This window comes from Candidatus Poriferisodalis sp. (assembly GCF_965262965.1).
Lineage (GTDB): Bacteria > Actinomycetota > Acidimicrobiia > Acidimicrobiales > Poriferisodalaceae > Poriferisodalis.
Genome location: NZ_OZ253573.1, coordinates 3,858,878 through 3,881,754 on the forward strand (window position 1 = coordinate 3,858,878; position 22,877 = coordinate 3,881,754).

At 64.7% G+C, this 22,877-nt stretch carries 16 protein-coding genes and 3 rRNA genes; all 19 read left to right on the forward strand.

Annotated elements, in window-relative coordinates; all coding sequences use genetic code 11:
• The first annotated feature begins 63 nt into the window (after positions 1 to 63).
• On the forward strand, positions 64 to 1,476 hold the full coding sequence (gene argH / locus ACQY5K_RS18460) for an argininosuccinate lyase (protein WP_428118425.1): 1,413 nt from the start codon (positions 64 to 66) through the stop codon (positions 1,474 to 1,476).
• Positions 1,476 to 2,081 (forward strand): DNA-3-methyladenine glycosylase, encoded by a 606-nt coding sequence (locus tag ACQY5K_RS18465; RefSeq protein WP_428118428.1) that lies wholly within the window; start codon positions 1,476 to 1,478, stop codon positions 2,079 to 2,081. The genes argH and ACQY5K_RS18465 overlap by 1 nt, the downstream gene beginning before the upstream one ends.
• The gene (locus ACQY5K_RS18470) at positions 2,078 to 2,758 is read left to right on the forward strand and encodes an NUDIX hydrolase (protein ID WP_428118431.1); all 681 of its coding nucleotides are present in this window, start codon (positions 2,078 to 2,080) and stop codon (positions 2,756 to 2,758) included. The genes ACQY5K_RS18465 and ACQY5K_RS18470 overlap by 4 nt, the downstream gene beginning before the upstream one ends.
• Positions 2,759 to 2,857: 99 nt before the next feature.
• Positions 2,858 to 3,106: a hypothetical protein gene (locus ACQY5K_RS18475; protein WP_419920451.1), complete on the forward strand. Its 249-nt coding sequence runs from the start codon at positions 2,858 to 2,860 to the stop codon at positions 3,104 to 3,106.
• 51 nt (positions 3,107 to 3,157) lie between these two features.
• The gene (locus ACQY5K_RS18480) at positions 3,158 to 3,496 is read left to right on the forward strand and encodes a hypothetical protein (protein ID WP_428118434.1); all 339 of its coding nucleotides are present in this window, start codon (positions 3,158 to 3,160) and stop codon (positions 3,494 to 3,496) included.
• Positions 3,496 to 4,518 carry an ABC transporter ATP-binding protein gene (locus ACQY5K_RS18485; protein ID WP_428118437.1) on the forward strand — a complete coding sequence of 341 codons (1,023 nt, stop codon included), beginning with the start codon at positions 3,496 to 3,498 and terminating at the stop codon, positions 4,516 to 4,518. The genes ACQY5K_RS18480 and ACQY5K_RS18485 overlap by 1 nt, the downstream gene beginning before the upstream one ends.
• A complete protein-coding gene (locus ACQY5K_RS18490) occupies positions 4,515 to 5,285 on the forward strand; it encodes an ABC transporter permease (protein ID WP_428118440.1) in 771 nt (256 codons plus the stop codon). The genes ACQY5K_RS18485 and ACQY5K_RS18490 overlap by 4 nt, the downstream gene beginning before the upstream one ends.
• Before the next feature lie 67 nt (positions 5,286 to 5,352).
• Positions 5,353 to 6,624, forward strand: a complete 1,272-nt coding sequence (gene tyrS, locus ACQY5K_RS18495; protein ID WP_428118442.1) for a tyrosine--tRNA ligase — start codon at positions 5,353 to 5,355, stop codon at positions 6,622 to 6,624.
• A 520-nt stretch (positions 6,625 to 7,144) separates the two neighbouring features.
• Positions 7,145 to 8,664, forward strand: a 16S ribosomal RNA gene (locus ACQY5K_RS18500).
• Positions 8,665 to 9,003: 339 nt separating this feature from the next.
• A 23S ribosomal RNA gene (locus ACQY5K_RS18505) occupies positions 9,004 to 12,087 on the forward strand.
• Positions 12,088 to 12,201: 114 nt separating this feature from the next.
• Positions 12,202 to 12,318 (forward strand): 5S ribosomal RNA (rrf, locus tag ACQY5K_RS18510).
• Together the 16S, 23S and 5S rRNA genes form the textbook arrangement of a ribosomal RNA operon.
• 530 nt (positions 12,319 to 12,848) lie before the next feature.
• A complete protein-coding gene (locus tag ACQY5K_RS18515; RefSeq protein WP_428118443.1) occupies positions 12,849 to 13,724 on the forward strand; it encodes a tetratricopeptide repeat protein in 876 nt (291 codons plus the stop codon).
• Positions 13,725 to 13,902: 178 nt separating this feature from the next.
• A complete protein-coding gene (locus ACQY5K_RS18520) occupies positions 13,903 to 14,979 on the forward strand; it encodes a class I fructose-bisphosphate aldolase (protein WP_428118446.1) in 1,077 nt (358 codons plus the stop codon).
• 116 nt (positions 14,980 to 15,095) lie between these two features.
• On the forward strand, positions 15,096 to 16,976 hold the full coding sequence (locus tag ACQY5K_RS18525; RefSeq protein ID WP_428118449.1) for a 2-oxoacid:acceptor oxidoreductase subunit alpha: 1,881 nt from the start codon (positions 15,096 to 15,098) through the stop codon (positions 16,974 to 16,976).
• Positions 16,977 to 17,045: 69 nt separating this feature from the next.
• Entirely contained in the window at positions 17,046 to 18,065 is a 1,020-nt protein-coding gene (locus tag ACQY5K_RS18530; protein ID WP_428118452.1) for a 2-oxoacid:ferredoxin oxidoreductase subunit beta, read from the forward strand.
• Between the two features lie 100 nt (positions 18,066 to 18,165).
• Positions 18,166 to 19,005 (forward strand): TlyA family RNA methyltransferase, encoded by an 840-nt coding sequence (locus ACQY5K_RS18535; RefSeq protein ID WP_428118455.1) that lies wholly within the window; start codon positions 18,166 to 18,168, stop codon positions 19,003 to 19,005.
• Positions 19,002 to 19,919: an NAD(+)/NADH kinase gene (locus ACQY5K_RS18540; RefSeq protein WP_428118458.1), complete on the forward strand. Its 918-nt coding sequence runs from the start codon at positions 19,002 to 19,004 to the stop codon at positions 19,917 to 19,919. Before ACQY5K_RS18535 ends, ACQY5K_RS18540 begins: the two co-directional genes overlap by 4 nt.
• A gap of 67 nt (positions 19,920 to 19,986) precedes the next feature.
• Positions 19,987 to 21,714, forward strand: coding sequence for a DNA repair protein RecN (gene recN / locus ACQY5K_RS18545; RefSeq protein ID WP_428118460.1), 1,728 nt, complete (start codon positions 19,987 to 19,989; stop codon positions 21,712 to 21,714).
• Between the two features lie 71 nt (positions 21,715 to 21,785).
• Positions 21,786 to 22,877 carry a putative cytokinetic ring protein SteA gene (gene steA / locus ACQY5K_RS18550; protein WP_428118463.1) on the forward strand — a complete coding sequence of 364 codons (1,092 nt, stop codon included), beginning with the start codon at positions 21,786 to 21,788 and terminating at the stop codon, positions 22,875 to 22,877.

A 22,877-nucleotide genomic window follows, 5' to 3' on the forward strand; every position in this document is an offset into this window, starting at 1 on the left:
GCCCGCGGCACTATGACCCCCGACGAAGCAACCGTTCCGGACGCGCCGGATCCACCGTCCGCAATGAGCCGCACGCTCTGGCACGGACGGTTCGCTGCCGAGCCGTCCGCGGCACTGGCAGCCCTCAACGACTCGCTGCCGTTCGATCAGCGCATGTTTGCCGAGGACATCGCCGCGTCGCGAGCCCATGTGGCGATGCTGGCCGATGTCGGTCTCCTCACCGACGCCGAGCGCGATGACATCGGCACTGCGCTCGATCAGGTCCATAGCGAGATCGCCGAAGGCCGGATGGACTGGCGCCAAACCGATGAGGACATCCACACCGCGGTCGAGCGGCGCGCCACCGAGCTGTGTCTCTCAGCCGCCAAGATGCATACCGGCCGCAGCCGCAACGATCAAGTTGCCACTGACCTGCGTTTGTGGACTCGCAATGCCATCGACGTCGTGGCCCCGCTCGTCGTCGACGTGGCGCAGACGTTGGCCGATCGTGCGCGCGAGGCCCACGATGCGGGGCTGCGGCTGCCCGGATACACGCACCTGCAGCAAGCTCAGCCCGTCGGGCTGGCACACCATCTCGCAGCCCACGCATGGGCGCTGCTGCGCGACGCCGAGCGGCTCGGCGAAGCGCGCCGACGTACTGACGTGTCCCCGCTGGGGGCGGGCGCGCTGGCGGGTTCGTCATTGCCGCTCGACCCTGCCGCCACAGCTGCGTCGCTGGGCTTCGCGTCAGTCTTCGAGAATTCGCTTGATGCGGTCAGCGATCGCGACTTCGTGGTCGACACGCTCTACGCCCTGACGATGACCGGGGTGCACCTGTCGCGGCTCGGCGAAGAGATTGTGCTGTGGTCGAGCGCCGAATTCGGCTTCGTGACGCTTGATGATGCCTTCGCTACCGGCTCGTCGATGATGCCGCAGAAGAAGAACCCGGACGTCGCCGAGCTTGCGCGCGGCAAGGCGGGGCGACTGATCGGCCATCTCGCCGGCTTTCTCGCGACCCTCAAGGGTCTGCCGCTGGCATACAACAAGGACCTTCAAGAGGACAAGGAACCGCTCTTCGACGCGGTCGACACGGTTCGCTTGACAGCGCTCGCGTTGAGCGGACTGCTGCGCACGCTCAGCTTCCGGGCCGACGCGATGGCGTCGGGCGCTGACGACCCGTTCGCAGCAGCGACCGACCTCGCAGAGTGGCTCGTCGCCGCTGGCATGTCGTTCAGACAGGCCCACGCAGTTGTTGCCGATGTCGTCCGGCAAGCGCTCGGCGACGGAGCGCCGTCGGCATCTGCGGCACAGCGACTTGTCGAACTCGTGTCCGCCCATCGGGATCTGGGACCAGCGGCCGCCGAACGTCTCGCACCCGGAGCGGCGCATCGAAGCCGCGTCACCCACGGCGCGGGCGGGCCTGCTGCGGTGGCTGTACAGCTCGACCGTCTCGCCGCGGCGCTCGCACAAGCAGCAGCCGCCGCGGACGGCCGCTGATGGCCTTCGCAGCCGAGACGTTGCCGACGTCGTTCTATGAGCGACGCGCACCCGACGTTGCGCCGGACTTGCTGGGCAAATTGCTCGTGCGCAGCGGCGGGACAGCGCGCACTGGGCGGATCGTGGAAGTCGAGGCCTACAGCGGTGACGGCGACCCCGCAGCCCACTCGCGCAGCGGCCCGACGGCTCGCAACGCCGCCATGTTCGGACCGCCTGGAACGCTGTACGTGTACCGGATCTACGGGCTGCATTGGTGCGCGAACGCCGTGTGCGCTCTCCCTGGCACCGGTGACGCGGTGCTGCTGCGAGCGGTCGAGCCGCTGTGCGGCCATGACGTCATGGCGGCCAGCCGCGGCAACGACGGGCGGCGGATCCAGTGCGTGGACCTGTGCTCGGGCCCCGCGAAGCTGACTCAAGCGTTCGGCATCGACGCAGCGCACAACGGAAGCGACATCACGGCCTCCAGCGATCTGAGCATCCGCGACGATGGCTGGGTGCCCTCGCACATCACCGCAACGCAGCGAATCGGTATCAGCCGCGGCACGGAACGACCATGGCGCTGGTATGTCACCGGCAATCCCCACGTCAGCGGAGGGCGGCGGTGAGTCACGAGGCAACCGAACTCGGCGTCCGGGGCGGCGCCGGCACCGCACCGGGCTGGACCCGATGGCAATCGCCCGAGGCCGATCCCGGTGCAGATGTGGCCGCTGTCGATGGCAGATGCAGATTGGCGGCCGCGATCGAAGTCGTCGAACGCTTCACGCCTGTGGAACAGATCCAAGCGCAGCATCGCGATCGCCTGCTCGAATTCGTCGAGCGCCATCGGGACGCGCTGCACCGCACGTGCGAGCAGGGCCACCTCACCGCGTCAGCCTGGGTTGTGAACCACGGTGCGACGCGGGGCCTCGTGCTGCTGCACGCCAAGATCGGTCGGTGGCTGCAGCCTGGCGGCCACGCGGACGGCGAGTCCTGCCTCGCGTCGGTTGCGGTACGCGAGGCCACCGAGGAGACGGGCATCGCGGGACTCGAGATCTGGTCCGAGCCGGTTGACATCGACGTGCACCTGTTCGTGAACCGCAAGCGCACCGAACCCGACCACCTGCACTTCGACGTGCGCTTTCTCATACGTGCGCCTCAGGCTGCGGTCGTGCGCGGCAACCATGAGTCTTTGGAGCTTCGGTGGGTCACGCCCGACGAGCTTGCCGATCCGGTGCTGGATCTCGATGTCAGTACTCGACGGCTCGCTCGGCACGCCTTCGCGCTGGCCCGATCGCTGCAGTAGCCGTTCTCGTCAGGTGCCGCATGGCGAGTTAGCGGTAACCGACGCAGGCGGCGCTCGAGCCGACGGGGCGGCGCCTCGTGTGCGCCTACCGTGATCGACGTGAGGACAGCGCTGCGACTCGTCGAGGACGTCGTCCTGTTCTTGTGCGGGCTCGTCGCCGGCTGGATCGCGGTTACCTACATGCCCTCGACGACACTGTCGGCGATTGCGGTGACGGTGGTGCTCGCCGCTGGCGGGCGGCTGATCTTCGACGGAACGCTCTGGTCGGTGGGTGCGGGACTCACTGTCGCGGGCATCGCAGCTGGCGGACTGCTGGCCATCAATCTGTTCTCGTCGGTCGGCTCCTGAACGCCGCGATGGCTTCCCTGCCGTCTACATCGCGGCCGGTAGCGTGACCCGGTGAGCCTCGGCCTCGGACAGGTCATCGCGGCCGCAGCAGCGACGCTCATCATGGCCCTCGGCATTGCAGATGTCACGCGGATCGGGCGCCAGCGATTCGCCGCAGCAAAGCGCCGACGCACCAATTGGATCCTGCTGATCGTCTTGTTCGGTCCACTGGCGGTGCTGCTCTACGCCGCCGCCGTTCGCCCGCAGGTGCTCCATCCTGAGCGATACGTCGACGATGACGATGACGATGACGTTGACGACCAGACGCCAGCGCGTCGGCGTCATCCCGATGGCGCCTCGCTGGCGGGGGCACAGCCCGAGGCGGTCGCATCGGGCGAGCAGGGGGGTTGATGGCCGGCACGGATCTCGCAATCGAGGTCACCGGTCTTCGCAAGAACTACGGCGACCTCGAAGCGGTAGCAGGCGTCGATCTTGAGGTCGCGGCCGGCGAAGTGCTGGCGTTCTTGGGTCCCAACGGGGCCGGAAAGACGACAACGGTCGAAATCCTCGAAGGCCTGCGCACGAGAAATTCCGGCGAGGTTCGTGTGCTGGGAGCCGACCCAGCCGACGCCAACCCAGCGTGGCGTGAACGCATCGGAATCGTGCTCCAGGGCGGAAATCTCGACGGCGACTTCACCGCAGCGGAAACCGTAGCGATGTGGGCGGCCTACTACCGCTCACCGCGTTCGACAGCCGAAGTGCTCGGGCTCGTCGGGCTCGCCGACGCCGCCCGCACCCGCGCCCGCCGGCTCTCGGGGGGTCAGCAGCAGCGGCTCGCGTTGGCGCTCGCGCTCGTGGGCGACCCCGAGCTGGTCTTCCTCGACGAGCCGACGACCGGATTCGATCCTGCAGCGCGACGCGAGGCCTGGAATACGATCGACGGCCTGCGCGCGCTCGGCGTGACGGTGTTCCTGACGACGCACTACATGGACGAAGCAGACCGCCTCGCCGACCGGATTGCCGTGATCTCGCACGGTCGCATCGTGGCCGACGGCACAGCTGCGGACCTCGCCGAGGTGACCGAGATGGCGACCCGCATCAGCTGGGATGCCGCCGAACTCGCAGCCAGCACGCTTCCAGACGTGCTCAGATCACGTTTGCACGCTGAGGGCCTCGTCGATACTGGTTCCGCCGTTCGGCTTGAGCTCACAACGGACGATGTCAGCGGCGTCGTGCGCGAGCTGCTCGCCGCGGCCGATGGCGCCGGCGCACGCTTGGACTCCCTGGCGGTTCGTCCGCCCACACTCGAAGACACCTATCTGGCCCTGACCGGAGAAGCGCCAGAGCACAGCGACGCAACTGTTGCGCACGAGTCCAACGCGGGCGGCCCCGATGACCAGTCTCGACGTCGCCGCCGAAGGGCTCGCACATGACGCGCCTTCGACAGCTGCGCAGCGAAACGTACTTCAACTTGCTCGGCTTCCGGCGAAGTCCCGCGGCCACGTTCTTCACGATCGTGCTGCCGATTATTTTCCTCGTGATCTTCACGTCGATCTTCGGCAACGAGCGCATGGGAACGACCGGCGCTCGCGTCGCGACCGTTTACGTGCCCGGCATCCTCGCGCTCTCGGTGGTGTCGGCCACGTTCGTCAATCAGGCGATCGTCACCACCATCAAGCGGGAGAACGGCCTCCTCAAGGCGGTGCGGGCGACGCCCTTGCCGCCTTGGGTCTTCCTCGGCGGCCAGATTGCCTCCTCGTTGGCGCTGACCGGCCTCATGACCGTGCTTGTCGTTGGCATCGGACGGATCGCCTACGGCGTCGAGATCCAGGTGGCGGCGCTGCCGAGCCTGATCATCACGCTGATCCTGGCCGGCGCAGCGTTCTCGGCCATGGGACTTGGCGTGTCGTGCATCTGCCCCAGCGAGAATGCCGCGCCAGCGGTCACCAACATGATCGTGCTGCCGCTCTACTTCCTCTCGGAAGTATTCATTCCCCCCTCGGTCGGCACACCGCGCTGGATGACGTTCATCGGCGACCTGTTTCCCATCAAGCACCTCGCTGTCGCCTTGGGACGCACATTCGACCCGCTCGTCGAAGGGGTCCCGATGCCCGCTGGACGCTGGGCTGTGATCGCCGCGTGGGGCCTGTTCGCGGCCTTGGCGACGGTGCGCGGTTTTCGTTGGACTCCGCGCCGCTAGAGCGCCGCAGTGCAGGGCCAACGGAATTGCGGGCAGAAACGCGTGCGGGCTGCGGCAGACTTGCGGCGTGGACGTCCTGGTTGACCTCGATGCGCGTGGGCTGATACATCAGACGACTGACCGGGCGGCGCTGGCGAAGCGGCTCGATTCCGGACCGGTCACCGTCTACTGCGGTTTCGATCCGACGGCTCCGAGCTTGCACATCGGGAACCTCATGGGGCTGCTGACCCTGCGGCGTCTGCAGATGGCGGGCCATTGCCCGATCGCGCTCGCCGGCGGGGCGACCGGCATGATCGGCGATCCGAGCGGTCGCTCGACCGAGCGGACGCTGCTCGACGACGATGCCCTGGCGCACAACCTCGAGGGCATCGTGCCGCAGCTTCGACAATTCCTGGACTTCGACGACGGGCCGTGCGCAGCTCGCTTGCTCGACAACCGCGCCTGGACCGTCGGTGTGGGCGTGCTGGACTTCCTGCGCGACGTCGGCAAGCACGTCACGATCCCGCAGATGATCGGCAAGGAATCGGTGCGCAACCGGTTGGCTGACGGCGACGGGCTGTCATACACCGAGTTCAGCTACATGCTGCTGCAGGCCTACGACTACCTGTGGCTCGCGGAGAACGTCGAATGCGAGCTACAGGTCGGTGGCTCGGACCAGTGGGGCAACATCGTGCTCGGCATCGATCTGATCCGGCGTCGTCTCGGTCGCGGCGCACATGCCCTGACTTGGCCGTTGCTGGCACGCAGCGACGGCACCAAGTACGGCAAGACGGCCGGCGGGGGAACGCTCTGGCTGAGTCCCGAGGCCATGAGTCCGTACCGCTTCTATCAGTCGTGGATCGGCGTCGACGACGCCGACGTCGGCAAACTGCTCAGCCAGCTCACGTTCCTGGACCTGTCCGAAGCACGCGAGATCGCGCAGGCCCACGAATCCGATCCCGGTCGGCGTGACGGCCAGCGGAGGTTGGCGGTCGAGATCACTCGCATCGTTCACGGCCCTGAGGCGGCGGCTGCGGCACAAGGCGCAAGTGATGTGCTCTTCGGCACCGGCACATCGCCACGCGCTGCATCCGCTACCGCGCTGGCGTTCGTGGCCGAGGAAGTGCCCTCAGGGCCGTTGCATTCGCTCGACGCGTCGGTGGTCGACGTTCTCGTCGATGCAGAGCTGGCCAGCAGTCGCAGCGAGGCGCGCCGGGCGCTTGCGGAGGGCAGCGTCTACATCAATGGCGAACGCACCTCTCGTGACGATCGGATCGTGGGTGCCCAAGACCTGCTGCACGGCCGGTACGTGCTGTTGCGACGCGGCAAGAAGCGCTGGCACGTTGCGATCGCGCCCTGAGCGCCACCCACCGGGGCCGAGAACAAGATCAATCGAATTTGACCGGTGATGTGGTTGCGGCTGTCGGTCCGCACCGGTAGTCTCATGCCTCCCCCTCAGGGCCAGCAATGCTGGTCAGAGGGGTCAGACACCTCCGGCGACGGCCTCTGCTGCGCTCCTCAATGAGGACAGCAGCAACCGTCGGCCAAGTGTCAGCTGTTGACAGCTTGTCGACAGCGCTCCTTGACAACAGAACAGAGGACGATTAACGCCAGTGCGGGCGATCGGCTGCTGAGTTTCAGTCGCCGGTCGAACCACAAAGCGGGTTCACGGCCATTTCATGGTCGGGAACCAACCAATCGCATCCGAGCATCTAGCTCGCCTCGTGCGGGCCGAATGCGAAGGTGCACAATTCCAGCCAGCTGCCGCAGGAGAGGGTATTTCCCCTTCAATGATCGCGGCAGGGGCTCTTCTGATCGTTCCTGCGATGTTCACCGTGTGGCCGCTTCGGCGGCTGCTACGAGACTCGCAGGCTCTGATCTTGACGGAGAGTTTGATCCTGGCTCAGGACGAACGCTGGCGGCGTGCTTAACACATGCAAGTCGAACGATCCCGAGGCTTCGGCCTCAATGGGAGAGTGGCGAACGGGTGAGTATCACGTGAGAAACCTACCCCGGAGATGGGAATAGCCCAGGGAAACCTGGATTAATACCCAATATCCTGTCTGCACCGCATGGTGCGTTCAGGAAATGCTCTGGTGCTCCGGGCGGGTCTCGCGGCCTATCAGCTTGTTGGTGAGGTAACGGCTCACCAAGGCATCGACGGGTAGCTGGTCTGAGAGGACGATCAGCCACACTGGGACTGAGACACGGCCCAGACTCCTACGGGAGGCAGCAGTGGGGAATCTTGCGCAATGGGCGAAAGCCTGACGCAGCAACGCCGCGTGGGGGAAGAAGGCCTTCGGGTCGTAAACCCCTTTCAGCAGGGACGAAATTGACGGTACCTGCAGAAGAAGCGCCGGCCAACTACGTGCCAGCAGCCGCGGTAATACGTAGGGCGCAAGCGTTGTCCGGATTCATTGGGCGTAAAGGGCTCGTAGGCGGTTTGGTAAGTCGGGTGTGAAAACTCAGGGCTCAACTCTGAGACGCCACTCGATACTGCCATGACTAGAGTCCGGTAGAGGAGTGTAGAATTCCTGGTGTAGCGGTGAAATGCGCAGATATCAGGAGGAATACCGATAGCGAAGGCAGCACTCTGGGCCGGTACTGACGCTGAGGAGCGAAAGCGTGGGGAGCAAACAGGATTAGATACCCTGGTAGTCCACGCCGTAAACGTTGGGCACTAGGTGTGGGTTCCATCCAACGGGATCCGTGCCGTAGCTAACGCATTAAGTGCCCCGCCTGGGGAGTACGGCCGCAAGGCTAAAACTCAAAGGAATTGACGGGGGCCCGCACAAGCGGCGGAGCATGTTGCTTAATTCGAGGCAACGCGAAGAACCTTACCTGGGTTTGACATGTTGGGGACAGCCGCAGAGATGCGGTCTCCTTATGGTCCCATCACAGGTGGTGCATGGCTGTCGTCAGCTCGTGTCGTGAGATGTTGGGTTAAGTCCCGCAACGAGCGCAACCCTTATCCTATGTTGCCAGCGCGTAATGGCGGGGACTCGTGGGAGACTGCCGGCGACAAGTCGGAGGAAGGTGGGGACGACGTCAAGTCATCATGCCCCTTATGCCCAGGGCTGCAAACATGCTACAATGGCCGGTACAATGGGCTGCGAAACCGCGAGGTCAAGCGAATCCCAAAAAGCCGGTCTCAGTTCGGATTGGAGTCTGCAACTCGACTCCATGAAGCTGGAGTCGCTAGTAATCCCGGATCAGCAACGCCGGGGTGAATACGTTCCCGGGCCTTGTACACACCGCCCGTCACACCACGAAAGTTGGCAACACCCGAAGCCAGTGGCCTAACCCTTTGGGGAGGGAGCTGTCGAAGGTGGGGTTGGCGATTGGGGTGAAGTCGTAACAAGGTAGCCGTACCGGAAGGTGCGGCTGGATCACCTCCTTTCTAAGGAGTCACCTCCGAGACAGAGGCCACTGTGGCCTCATTTCTCAGACGGAGATTCCCAGTTGGAGCACTGGTGCTGGCGTTCGTTCGATCGGCCTGACTGGACTCTGTCCGGTCCGCCTATCGCACCAACGCCAGCTCGTCCTCTGTTCTGCTGCCAGGGAGCGCTGCGCGAGTTCGCAGCTCTCTGACAACTGCATAGCGATGCACGAGCATCAAGCCCTCTGTGCAATCGACGACATTGTCATGAATGATTCATTGGCAGGTACATCCTGCCGGGAATCGGCACGTCGTCTCTGCCGCAGAGGGATTATGATTCTTCGAGACTGAGTATCGATATACCAAGCTACGAAGAGCCAATGGTGAATGCCTTGGCGCCGAACACCGAAGAAGGACGTGATAGGCTGCGATAAGCCACGGGGAGCCGCCGAATGGGCTTTGATCCGTGGATGTCCGAATGGGGAAACCCGGCACCTTTAATCGGGTGTCACGTCTGCCTGAATATATAGGGCAGGGCGAGGGAACGAGGGGAATTGAAACATCTCAGTACCCTAAGGAAAAGAAAGCAACAGCGATTCCCGGAGTAGCGGCGAGCGAAATGGGAACAGCCTAAACCGAATCCGGTGGTAAAGCCTGGTGGCGTTGCCGGATCGGTGTTGTGGGACGTCCCCGACCGAACACCAGATCGGTCAAGGAGTTACAAAACAAGCAGATAGCGGAACCGTACAGGAAAGGCGGGCCATAGAGGGTGACAGCCCCGTACGCGAAATCTGCTTGTCTCCTGGGAATGCTCCCGAGTAGCGCCGGTTCCGTGAAGGCCGGCGTGAATCTGCGAGGACCACCTCGTAAGGCTAAATATGTGTCGGCGACCGATAGTGAACTAGTACCGTGAGGGAAAGGTGAAAAGTACCCCGGGAGGGGAGTGAAATAGTACCTGCAACCATTGGTTTACAAGCAGTTGAAGCGCTACTGGACACTTGTGTCCAAGCGCGACAGCGTGCCTTTTGAAGAATGAGCCAGCGAGTTACGGTGTGTGGCAAGGTTAACCAGCGATGGGGAGCCGGAGCGAAAGCGAGTCCGAATAGGGCGTACAGTCGCATGCTGTAGACCCGAAGCCGTGTGATCTATCCATGGGCAGGGTGAAGCGGAGGTAAGACTCCGTGGAGGCCCGCACCGACCTAGGTTGAAAACTGGGCGGATGACCTGTGGATAGGGGTGAAAGGCCAATCAAACACGGTGATATCTGGTTCTCCCCGAAATGCATTTTGGTGCAGCGTCGCACGTTCAGCCATGGAGGTAGAGCACTGATTGGGTTAGGGGGCCTACAAGCTTACCGACCCCAGTCAAACTCCGAATGCCATGGCTCTAGAGTGCGGCAGTGAGTCCACGGGGGATGAGCTTCGTTGGACGAGAGGGAAACAGCCCAGAACGCCGGCTAAGGCCCCTAAGTGTGTATTAAGTGGCAAACGATGTGGGATTGCCCAGACAGCCAGGAGGTTGGCTTAGAAGCAGCCACCCTTGAAAGAGTGCGTAATAGCTCACTGGTCGAGTGGTCCTGCGCGGATAATGTAACGGGGCTAAATACACCGCCGAAGCCGCGTCTTTGAATATGCCTACGGGTGTATTTGAGGGGTAGGGGAGCGTCGTGCCTGCTGCGAAGCTGGAGCGTGAGCGCCAGTGGAGCGGGTCCGAGTGAGAATGCTGGCATGAGTAGCGAGAGAGGGGTGCGAATCCCCTCCGCCGTAAGCCCAAGGGTTCCTGGGGAAGGCTGGTCCTCCCAGGGTTAGTCGGGAGCTAAGGCGAGGCCGAGAGGCGTAGTCGATGCACAACCGGTTGATATTCCGGTACCACCACGTGCGCGTCCAGTCTGAAACATGGTTGCTAAGGGGCTGTCCTCCCTTCGGGGAGAGGCGAACCGACCCACCGCGTGGAGGACAGCAATGAGGGGACGCAGGAGGATAGGTGAACCCAGGCGATGGTTGTCCTGGGGCAAGCGAGTAGGACAGGGACTAGGTAAATCCGGGCCCTATGAAGTCTGAGACGCGACGCCGAGCCGCTACAGGCGAAGTCACTGATTCCATGCTGCCAAGAAAAGCCTCTAGCGAGTTCACGTGGTGCCCGTACCTAAACCAACACAGGTAGGCGGGTAGAGTATACTCAGGCGAACGGGAGAACTGTGGTTAAGGAACTCGGCAAATTGCATCCGTAACTTCGGGAGAAGGATGACCCTCTGAAGGTGACGGCACTAGCTGCCTGAGCCGGAAAGGGTGGCACAAAATAGGGGAAAGCGACTGTTTACTAAAAACACAGCAGCGTGCGAAGTCGTAAGACCATGTATACGCTGTGACGCCTGCCCGGTGCCGGAAGGTTACGGGGAACGGTTAGCTCTTCGGAGCGAAGCTGTGAACCTAAGCCCCGGTAAACGGCGGCCGTAACTATAACGGTCCTAAGGTAGCGAAATTCCTTGTCGGGTAAGTTCCGACCTGCACGAATGGCGTAACGACTTTCCCACTGTCTCAACCACAGACCCGGCGAAATTGAAGTACGAGTAAAGATGCTCGTTAGCTACAGAAGGACGGAAAGACCCCGTGGACCTTTACTATAACCTGGTATTGGGTTGTGGCACGTGTTGTGTAGGATAGGTCGGAGACTAGGAAGCGTGCGCGCCAGCGTGCGTGGAGTCAACCTTGAAATACGACCCTGCTCATGTCGGAACTCTAACCTAGGACCCTCAACGGGTCTGGGAACAGTGCCAGGCGGGTAGTTTGACTGGGGCGGTCGCCTCCCAAATGGTAACGGAGGCGCCCAAAGGTTCCCTCAGACTGGTTGGCAATCAGTCGTCGAGTGCAATGGCACAAGGGAGCTTGACTGTGAGACTTACAGGTCGAGCAGGTGCGAAAGCAGGGCATAGTGATCCAGCGATTGCGTGTGGAAGCGTCGTTGCTCAACGGATAAAAGGTACCCCGGGGATAACAGGCTCATCTTCCCCAAGAGTCCATATCGACGGGAAGGTTTGGCACCTCGATGTCGGCTCATCGCATCCTGGGGCTGAAGCAGGTCCCAAGGGTTGGGCTGTTCGCCCATTAAAGCGGTACGCGAGCTGGGTTTAGAACGTCGTGAGACAGTTCGGTCCCTATCCTCTGTGGCTGTAGGAGATTTGAGGAAAGCTGTCCGTAGTACGAGAGGACCCGGATGGACGCAGCTCTCGTGTGCCAGTTGTTCCGCCAGGAGCACGGCTGGTTGGCGACCTGCGGGAGGGATAAGCGCTGAAAGCATCTAAGCGCGAAGCCTGTTCCAAGACGAGATCTCCCACTGGTTTTAACCAGGTAAGGCCCGTGGTAGATAACCACGTTGATAGGCCGGATGTGTACGCACAGCAATGTGTTCAGCAGACCGGTACTAATCGGCCGAGGGCTTGGTATCGATACTCAGCCTCGAGGAAGCGCACCTCTAACTGCGCTGATCGTGCATCGCTGTGCAGACGTCATTGTGCACTACTGCACTTGTGCGGACGACCATGTCGACCGCATCTTGATCTCTGGTGGCTATGGCGGCAGGGCCACACCCGTTCCCATTCCGAACACGGAAGTTAAGCCTGCCCGCGCCGATGGTACTTGGGGGAAATTCCCTTGGGAGAGTAGGTCGCTGCCGGAGCCTTTCATCAAGAACCCCCGTCGCTGCTGCGGCGGGGGTTCTTCGTGTCTGGGGCCTAGCCTCGGGGAGTGACCGAGAACCGGCGCCCGCCTCGCAGCGGGCGCGCGCAACGTCCTGATCGCGGTCGCAGTGGACGCCCAGATCGCTCCGGTGGCGTTGGTTCGGGAGGTCGTCGAGACAGCGGCTCCGCTCGTGACGGCGGTCGCAGTGGCGATCGTCGCCGGCGCCGCGACGACAGCCCCGGTCGAGACTCGGATCGAGAAGGTGACCGCCGCCGCGACGGCCGCCCCGAGCGGCGCAACGATGGCGGACCGGCGCGAGGTCGGCGTCCTGATCGAGAGGGTGACCGCTCCCGCGATGATCGCCCCGAGCGGCGCAACGATGGCGGACCGGCGCGAGGTCGGCGTCCTGATCGAGAGGGTGACCGCCGCAACCGCGGCGAAGGCGAGTCTTCGCGTGGCGCCCGTGCACCGGATCGGTCTGCGCGGCGCTCGGGACCGCCGCGCCGGCCTGACAAGCCGGTCGACGAGGTGGCAGAGAAAGCCGCCCGCCGTACCGACTGGGGCGGCGTTGCGCGCAAGGGTGCATCAGTGCTGCGACCCATTCCCGGTGCGGATCGGGGAGATGCGTATGCAGCAGGTGTGCCGGCCCGCAACGAGCAACGTCCCGAGCCGTTGGCGGATCTTGAGCGAGTATCGCCTGAGGCTGGCGGCCCCCGCCGCAGCGGTGCCCAGGATGCACAGCGTCGGCGACGCCCGAAGGTGCGGCTGGATGTTCCGCAGCTGGACCCGGCCTCGGTGCGAGATATGCCGAAGTCCGAACGGGAGCGGCTGGCGCTGCGCCTACGCGACGCCGGGGAGGACTTCCTGGCGGAGCGCTTCGGCGACGCGCTGAGCACGCTGCGGCCGCTCGCGTCGCGGTTCGCTGCCGTTGCTGAGGTGCAGGAACTGTACGGACTGACGCTGTACCGGCTGGGCCGCTGGACTGCGGCTGCGCACCGGCTCGAGCAATACGAAGCGATGACGGGCGCAATCGATCAGCTTCCGGTCCTGGCGGATTGCTACAGAGCGCTCGGCCGCCTCAATGACGTCCACGACGTCTGGGATCGGCTTCGACTCTCGGGCCCGGATGCCGGCACGATCACAGAGGGTCGGATCGTGACGGCGGGCGCACTGGCTGATGAGGGCAGAACCCAAGACGCCATTCGACTCCTCGAAGCCGGACCGTTGCGCCCGAAGCGCCCCAAGGAACATCATCTGAGGCTGTGGTACGCGCTTGCCGACCTCTATGACCAGGTCGGCGATCTGCAACGGGCACGGCGGGGCTTCAGCCGGGTCCAGCAGGCAGAACCCGACTTTGTCGACGTGAACGACCGACTGGCATCGCTCAACGACGCAGCGTCGTGACGGGCTGCTGGACTCCTCCCGACTTCGAAAGTGCGCCGGTAGAGTGACGGTGTCAATTGGGCGACCGGGCGAATCCGTGAAACCGGCGAACGGATGCACCCTGCGAGCGCCAGGAGACGCCAGTGAGTGGTGCCCAATGAGTGGTGCCCAATGAGTCGTGCAAGGTGAGCGGCACAACGTGACGACGGACACCGACATCGAACGCCTGTTGGGCGACCGGGCCTCGTACTTGCTGGACCACAAGTGTGAGGGGATCAGTCGCGACATGCTGACCCTGCCAGGTCCCGATTTCGTCACTGACGTGGTCGCCGGCAGCGACAGGTCGCCACAGGTCATGCGCAGCCTGCAGTCGCTGTTCGATCACGGCCGGCTCGGCGGTACTGGGTACGTCTCGATCCTCCCCGTCGATCAGGGCATCGAGCACACCGCGGCAGCATCGTTCGCCCCCAACCCGATCTATTTCGACCCGGCCGCGATTGTGGAACTCGCCCTCGACGGCGGATGCAACGCCGTTGCAACGACTTTCGGTGTGCTGGGAGCAGTCTCCCGCCGCTTCGCGCACCGCATTCCGTTCATCGTGAAGCTCAATCACAACGAGCTCATGACCTACCCGACCACGTACGACCAGATCATGTTCGGATCCGTCGCCCGGGCCCACGAGCTCGGAGCAGCGGGTGTCGGCGCCACCATCTACTTCGGCTCGGCCGAAAGCGGTCGCCAGATCACCGAAGTCGCCGCCGCCTTCGAGGAGGCGCACCGCCGCGGGATGTTCACCGTGCTGTGGTGCTACCTGCGCAACTCGGCCATCAACCTGTCCAACGAAACAGGCGGCGTCGACAACCACGTCGCTGCCGATGCAACCGGGCAGGCCAACCACATCGGCGTCACGATCGAGGCCGACATCATCAAGCAGAAGCTGCCTGAGAACAACGGCGCGTTCAACTCGGTGCCAGGATTCGGCAAGACCCACGCCGCTGTGTACGACCGTCTGACCTCGCAGCACCCGGTTGACCTGTGCCGCTGGCAGGTGGCCAACTGCTATTTGGGGCGCGTGGGGCTCATCAACTCCGGCGGCGCCAGTTCGGGCGCTACCGATCTCGCAGAGGCCACCGAGACCGCCGTGGTGAACAAGCGCGCCGGCGGCGTCGGCTTGATCTCTGGCCGCAAAGCCTTCCAGCGACCGATGTCCGAGGGCATTGCGCTGCTCGGAGCCATCCAGGACGTATACCTCGACCCGGCGGTCACGATCGCCTGAGCAGCCGCCGCCCGGCGGTCGCTCCCAAACAGCCGTGCGACGACGGTTGCGGCTAGCGTGTTTGCTGGACTTCCGCCGCACCCCCACACAGAAGCCGACATCCCCCAGGAGGCAATGTGACCGACACCGCATCACGCGAATTGCCGCTGCAGGAGATCGACGAAGTCATCATTCGCTTCGCCGGCGACTCCGGCGACGGCATGCAGCTGACCGGCGATCAGTTCACCAGCATCTCTGCCGCGCTCGGCAACGACCTGTCGACGCTGCCGGATTTCCCCGCTGAGATCCGGGCGCCGCAGGGGACGCTCGCGGGCGTCTCGGCGTTCCAGGTCCGCGTCTCGGACTTCGACATCACCACGCCGGGCGATGCTCCGACCGTGCTGGTCGCAATGAACCCCGCCGCACTCAAGGCTCAGCTGCACCACCTCACCCAGGGCGGAGCGCTGATCGTCAACACCGACGCCTTCACCGACCGCAACCTCGACAAGGCCGGCTACAAGAGCAATCCGCTGGACGACGGCACGCTGGACGACTACCGCACCTATCCCGTCCCGATGAGCCAGATCACCCGTGACGCGGTGGCCGTGCACGGCGTCAAGCCACGTGACGCCGAGCGGTCCAAGAACTTCTTCGCGCTCGGGCTGATCTCGTGGATGTACACACGGCCGACTGAGCCCACCGTCGAATTCATCAACACGAAATTCCGCGGCCGTGAACAGGTCATCAACGCCAACACGGCCGCGTTCCGCGCCGGGTACAACTTCGGCGAGACGGCTGAAATCTTCGAGGCGCACTACGAGGTCAAGCCGGCTCCACTCCCACCTGGCGAATACACCAACGTCAATGGCAACACCGCGCTCGCGTGGGGCTGCATCTCGGCCGGCGAGCTGGCGCGCCTTCCGGTGTTCCTGGGCTCATACCCGATCACTCCGGCTTCGGACATCCTCCACGAGATGTCGCTCAAGAAGAACTTCGGCGTGCGGACCTTCCAGGCCGAGGACGAGATCGCGGCGGCGGCGTCCGCCGTCGGCGCGGCGTTCGGAGGAGCGCTGGCGTTCACCGCCACGTCGGGTCCTGGGCTGGCGCTCAAGGGCGAGACGCTGAGCCTGGCCGTCAGCCTTGAGCTGCCCTTGGTGGTGCTCGACATACAGCGAGGCGGACCGTCCACCGGCCTGCCGACTAAGCCCGAGCAGGCCGACCTGATGATGGCCATGTACGGCCGTCACTCCGAGTCGCCATTGCCGATTGTGGCGCCGCGCAGCCCGGCGGACTGCTTCGACATTGCCATCGAGGCATCACGCATCGCGTTGAAGTACCGCACGCCGGTCATCGTGCTCTCTGACGGCTACCTCGCCAACAGCTCCGAGCCATGGCTGCTGCCCAACGTCGACACGCTCCCCGACATCGGCGTCGAATTCGCAATCGGCTTCAACGGCACGAATGAGGACGGCGATGGCATCTTCCTGCCGTATCTGCGTGATCCCGAGACGCTGGCACGGCCTTGGGCCATCCCCGGCACACCCGAGTTGATGCACCGCATCGGCGGCATCGAAAAGGAAGACGGCACGGGCAATATCTCCTACGACCCCGAGAACCACCAGAAGATGGTCGACTTGCGTCAGGCGAAAGTTGACGGCGTCGATGTCCCCGATGCCGAGGTGGCCGGAGATGCCGACGCCGATCTGGTCGTGCTGGGCTGGGGTTCGACCTGGGGTGCCATCGACGCCGCCGCAGGACGACTGCGCGAGGCCGGTCACAAGGTCGCGCACGTGCATCTGCGGCACCTCAATCCGCTGCCCGCCAACCTCGGCGACACACTTCGGCGGTACCGCGCCGTGGTGTGCCCAGAGATGAACAAGGGCCAGCTCTGCAATCTGGTGCGGGCGAAGTACCTCGTCGACGTCGAGCACATCGGCAAGATCGACGGCGTGCCATTCACTACCGCAGAGGTGACCGAGGGCGTCCGCAAACGGCTCGAGACACTGGCATCGGCGTAGGCGCCGCGCCCGAGCACACCAACACACGACATTCGCGACAGCAACAACCCCACAGAGACGAGTTCGAAGATGACCGACACCTCCGCCGCTCCGACGACCGGGCCGGCCGACTGGGCGTCCGATCAGGAGGTCCGCTGGTGCCCTGGCTGCGGCGACTACTCCATCCTCACGGCGATGCGGATGCTGATGCCGAGCCTTGGGACAGAACCCCACAACACGGTGTTCATCTCGGGCATCGGCTGTGCGGCGCGCTTCCCGTACTACATGAACTCCTACGGCGTGCACGGCATCCATGGCCGAGCACCTGCGATCGCCACCGGCTTGGCAATGGCGCGCCCCGATCTCGATGTGTGGGTGATCGGCGGCGACGGCGACATGCTGTCGATCGGCGGCAATCACCTGATCCACTCGCTGCGACGCAACGTCAAGATCAAGGTGCTGCTGTTCAACAACATGATCTATGGGCTGACCAAGGGCCAGTTCAGCCCTACCAGCGAGGTCGGCAAGGTCACCAAGAGCTCGCCCATGGGCTCGCTGGACGCGCCGTTCAACCCGCTGGCGGTGGCACTCGGCGCCGAGGCCTCCTTCGTCGCCCGCACCCACGACATGGACCGCAAGCACATGATGGAGACGTTCCGGCGTGCGCATGCCCATGACGGCGCAGCGTTCGTCGAGGTACTCCAGAACTGCAACGTCTTCAACGACGGTGCGTTCGAGACCATCACGAAGAAGCAGAACCGCGACGCCAACCTCATCCCGCTCGTCAATGGCGAGCCGATTCGTTTCGGGGCCGACGGCGAGTTCGGCGTGATCGACGAGGCCGGCTGCGCCCGGGTCGTCCACACCGCTGATGTCGGCGATAGCGCCCTGTTGGTGCACAACGAGCGCAAGCACGACCCCTCGACGGCGTTCATGCTCGCTCGTCTCGCCCGCGGACCGTTCGAGCCGACTCCGATCGGCGTGCTCCGGGCAGTGGAGCGCAGCGAGTACGCAATGGCCTCGACCCGCCAACTGGCCGCCGCGCAGGAAAAGCAGGGATCTGCAGATATCGGTGCGATGCTCCGCTCACGGGGCACTTGGAACGTCTGATACCCACGTCCGGGGACGCCAAAGTTGCCAACGTCGTCGCATCAGGCGCGGCGCGCAAACCGCTACTGAGCCAGCTCGGCGCGCTGGTACGTTCGACAGCGTGACCGCAGTGCGCCGACGCCTGGACAGCGAGTTGGTGCGCCGCTGCATTGCGCCGTCACGGACCGCTGCAGCGGCACTCATCGACGAAGGCCGGGTTCATGTCGGCGGAGCGATCGCGTCCAAGTCCTCGCGGCTCGTCGCGCCATCAGAGGCGGTGTACCTGAGCGGGGAACCGCAGCTGTTCGTCTCGCGCGGCGGCTACAAGCTCGACGCCGCCCTCGACGCCTTCGGAATCGATGTCGAGGATCGGCGGGCGCTCGATGCGGGCGCTTCGACAGGCGGCTTCGTTGACTGTCTCCTGCAACGCGGTGCTGGCGAGGTCATTGCCGTCGATGTCGGCTGGGGCCAGCTCGATGCGAGATTGCGCGCCGACGAGCGTGTCATCGTTCGTGAGCGCTGCAACATTCGCGATCTCGGAGCGCAAGACATCGGCAGCGAGGTCGACATCGTCACCGCGGATCTCTCGTTCATCTCGTTGCGCACCGTGATGCCGAACCTCGCCGCGTGCGCCAAGCCGACGAGCGAAGCCGTGCTGCTGGTCAAGCCCCAATTCGAGGCTGGCAAGCGAGAGGCGTCGCGAGGCAAGGGCGTCGTGAGGGACCCTGCGGTCTGGCGACGCGTCCTCGACGACGTGGTGGCTTCGGCTTCGGAGCATGGACTGGGTCCCGCCGGCATCACGATCTCGCCGCTGCGCGGTGCGGCAGGCAACGTGGAGTTCCTCCTGTTTTGCCGCCGAAGAGCGGACATCGCTGTCGCTGCGACGCTGAGGGACGCCGATGTCGCCGATGTTGTGCGTCTGGCTGCAGACGAGACCGAAGCGACGAGGAGGCGGCCATGAGCGATGTGGCCGTGCTCGCGCACGTCGAGCGCGCCGAAGCGCTTGCAGCGGCGAAGCATCTGATCGAATGGCTTGAGCGCAACGGTCACTCGGTCGTTCTGCCTCCTGGCGAGGCTGCGGTACTCGGCCGGACGGAGCTCAGCGACGACGACCAATTGGTGAACGGGCGTGCGGCATTGGCTGTGAGCATCGGCGGCGACGGCACGATGCTGCGTTCGTTCGACATGGTGGCAGCGGCTGGCGTGCCGGTGCTCGGGGTCAACGTGGGACACCTCGGCTACCTGACAGAGTTTGAGCCCCCGCACCTCATCGAGACCGTGGCAGCGGCACTGGCCGGCGACCTCGGCATCTCTGAGCGGATGATGGTCAGTGCCAACGTCCAACGCGCGGGCGACAGGGACGCAGGCCGACGTGCCGGCGAGTCGGATGCCGCTCGCGGGGCGGGCGACGGCACCGACGAGGTGAGCATGTGGACGGGCCTCAATGAGGTGGTCGTCGAGAGGCGTGATCCTGGGCACACGATTCGGTTGGAAGTTTCCTTCGACGGCGACGTGTTCGCGACCTACGCCGCGGACGGTCTCATCGTGTCCACTCCGACTGGATCCACCGCATACAGCCTGTCCGCAGGCGGGGCCGTGGTGGCTCCGACGCACGAAGCCCTGCAGGTCACACCGGTTGCGCCGCACATGCTGTTCGACAGGTCCCTGTTGCTTCCGGCGGAGACTGAAATCGGGTTGCGTGTCATCGGCGAGCGCACAGCCCTCGCGGCGGTGGACGGGCGGTCGGCGACGAGGCTGCACACAGGTGACGAATTGATCGTGACCCGTGCGCCGTATCAGGCCCGACTGGTGACCGCGGGAGCGGACAGCTTTCATCGAGTCCTGAAGCACAAGTTCGGGCTCAAGGATCGATGATGCGCGCAGTGGGCCCTTCGTCGCCGCAGGGCCCAGGCTGCTGTCTCCGACGCATCGGAGGAAACTGATGCTGGTCGAGCTGGCCGTGCGCAACCTCGGTGTGATCGAAAGGGCCAGCCTGGTGCTGGGTCCGGGAATGACGGCGCTCACAGGCGAGACCGGCGCCGGCAAGACGATGATCGTGCAGGCCGTGCAGCTGTTGGTCGGCGGCCGGGCCGACCCTGCGATGGTTCGGACCGGGGCGGATGCCGCAGTCGTCGAGGGTCGGTTCGTGGTGTCCGACAGCACGGCCGACACCTCGCGGCCCAACGGCGCGTGGAGTCGTCGGGAGCCAAGCGACAGCTATGAAATTGTTCTGCGCCGGGTGATTCCCGCTGCGGGTCGCAGCCGTGCCTACGTGGACGGCGAGATGGCGTCGGCATCTCAACTTGCTGAGCTGGGCGCCGGGCTCATCGACCTGCACGGTCAGCATCAGCATCAATCGCTGCTGTCGGGCCGCACCCAGCGCGGCGCGTTGGACCGCTGGGGCAACGTCGATCTTCGCCCCTTGCGCGCGGCGCGTGACGAGCTCGTGGCGCTGCAGCGCAATCTTGCGGCGCTCGGCGGTGATGCCACGGCGCGTGCGCAGGAAATCGACGTGCTCCGGTATCAGGTCGACGAAATCTCCGAGGCCCAGCTCGACGATCCCGATGAACTGCAGCGCTTGACCGAACACGAAGATCTGCTGGCCGACGCTGCCGCCCACCTGGCGGCAGGCCATTCGGCCCACCACTCGCTTTCAGGCGACGACGGCGCGATCGACAAGCTCGGAGAGGCCGTTGCGGCGCTAGCGAGCCGGCAGCCCTTCGCCGCGGTCGGGGTGCGGCTGGGTGCGCTGGCAGTTGAGCTGGACGACACCGTCGAACAACTCCGCGGTGTGCTCGACTCGATCGATGAGGACCCGCGGGCACTCGCCGAGGTCCGGGCGCGGCATCAGCGTCTCCGGGAGTTGACGCGCAAGTACGGCGACACGCTGGCCGATGTTCTCGCCTTCGGAGCCGACGCGGCCCAACGCCTTTCGGGGCTCGAGCGTCACGACGAGTTGGCAGGCGAGTTCGAGACCCGAATCGCCGCAGCACAAGAACATGTCGCACGCGAAGCCGACGCTGTCGCGTGCGCACGCAGCGCGGCGGCACCGGGGCTCGCCGCAGCCGTCACCGAGCATCTGGGCTCGCTGGCGCTCGAGCACGGTCGCCTGGATGTGAATGTGTCGGGTCCCGCGCCGAGCGACGACGTGGAGTTTCGCTTCAGCGCGAATCGGGGTACTGGGACAGGTCCGCTCTCGAAGGTGGCGTCGGGAGGCGAGCTGGCACGCGTGATGCTCGCGTTGCGGCTTGTGCTCACCGCAGGTCCCCCCACGCTGGTATTCGACGAAGTTGACGCAGGCATCGGCGGTGAGACCGCTCTGGCCGTGGGTCGAGCATTGTCGTCGCTCGCCCCGGCTCATCAAGTGCTGGTCGTCACCCATCTTGCTCAGGTTGCGGCATTCGCGCACCATCAGGTGGCGGTGCGCAAGACTGACGACGGCGCCACGGTCGCCTCTGATGTTGTGTTGGTCACCGGTGGCGAACGCATCAGCGAACTCGCACGCATGCTGTCCGGACAGCCCGACTTGGCGAGCGGTCGCCAGCACGCCACCGAGTTGTTGGCCGGTGCGGCGTCACTCCGTCCACGGTTCGATTCCCCGAACGGAGCGACTGCTGAGAGCTCTGGGGCGGCAACGCCCCCGCACGTTTCGGGCGTCGCTGCGCCGTGAGAGTGTCCCGCCGGCGAATGCTGCGCCGCCGCCGACGCAACGGCCAGGCGGAAGTGGCGGCGCGATGCCGAGTGGACCGCAGAACCAAGAATCTCATCGGCCGACTCGACCGCGGAGAAATCGCGGTCGTGCATCACTCAGATCTGGACCGGGTAGCGGCCGACGGGCTGATCGCGGCCGGCGCCGCAGCGGTCATCAACGCGGTGCCGACGATGAGCGGCCGTTATCCGGCGCTAGGCGGGTTGACCCTCGCGCAGGCCGACATGCTGGTGTTGGATGACATCGGTGACGCGTCGTTCGACATGTTGCGTGATGGTGACGAGATCGCGATCAGCGGTGACGAAGTGCACCGCAACGGTGAATTTCTGGCCACCGGCTATCGACGCGACGCGCAGTATTTTGAGCAAGTTCTCGAGGCTGCGCGCGTCGCGGTGCGCAGCGAACTCGGCAGCTTTGCCCGCAACACGCTCGAGTACTTGGCCACTGAACCGCTGATCCTCACCGAAGAGCTGGACATTCCGCCGTTGCGCCACGAGCTGCGCCGACGACATGTCCTGGTGGTGGTGCGCGGCATCGATTACCGCGAGGACCTCGCGGCCCTGCGCCGCTCGGGTTACATGTCGGACATGCGGCCGATCCGCATCGGCGTGGACGGCGGTGCCGATGCGCTGCTCGAAGCCGGCATGGCCCCCCACATCATCATCGGCGACTTCGACTCAGTGTCGCCGCGGGCGCTCGGCTGCGGCGCGCAGCTGATCGTTCACGCGTACGCCGACGGCGACGCTCCGGGGGCGAAGCGCCTCTCCGACGCCGGTGTCGAATACGACGTGATCTCGGCGCCTGGCACCAGCGAGGACTTGGCGCTACGTCTGGCGTTCGAACAGCGAGCCGAGCAGATCGTCGAGGTCGGATCGCACACGTCGATGGTGGACTTCTTCGACAAGGGCCGCCGCGGCATGGCTTCCACGTTCCTCACCCGCATGCAGGTGTCCTCTGTGCTTGTCGATGCCAAGGGCGTGAGCCGCCTGTACCGGACGCAGATCCGCAAGCGCGACATGGCGATGCTCATCGTGTCGGCACTCGTCACTATCGGCGTCATTGCCGCGGTAACCGAGCCGGGCCGGCTGCTGCTGCGCACGTTGTGGATCAACATGGGCCTTTGA

Coding starts and splice junctions, on each gene's coding strand:
- argH (WP_428118425.1), top strand. CDS start 64: ATGAGCCGCACGCTCTGGCACGGACGGTTCGCTGCCGAGCCGTCCGCG.
- ACQY5K_RS18465 (WP_428118428.1), top strand. CDS start 1,476: ATGGCCTTCGCAGCCGAGACGTTGCCGACGTCGTTCTATGAGCGACGC.
- ACQY5K_RS18485 (WP_428118437.1), top strand. CDS start 3,496: ATGGCCGGCACGGATCTCGCAATCGAGGTCACCGGTCTTCGCAAGAAC.
- ACQY5K_RS18490 (WP_428118440.1), top strand. CDS start 4,515: ATGACGCGCCTTCGACAGCTGCGCAGCGAAACGTACTTCAACTTGCTC.
- ACQY5K_RS18530 (WP_428118452.1), top strand. CDS start 17,046: ATGACCGACACCTCCGCCGCTCCGACGACCGGGCCGGCCGACTGGGCG.
- ACQY5K_RS18540 (WP_428118458.1), top strand. CDS start 19,002: ATGAGCGATGTGGCCGTGCTCGCGCACGTCGAGCGCGCCGAAGCGCTT.
- recN (WP_428118460.1), top strand. CDS start 19,987: ATGCTGGTCGAGCTGGCCGTGCGCAACCTCGGTGTGATCGAAAGGGCC.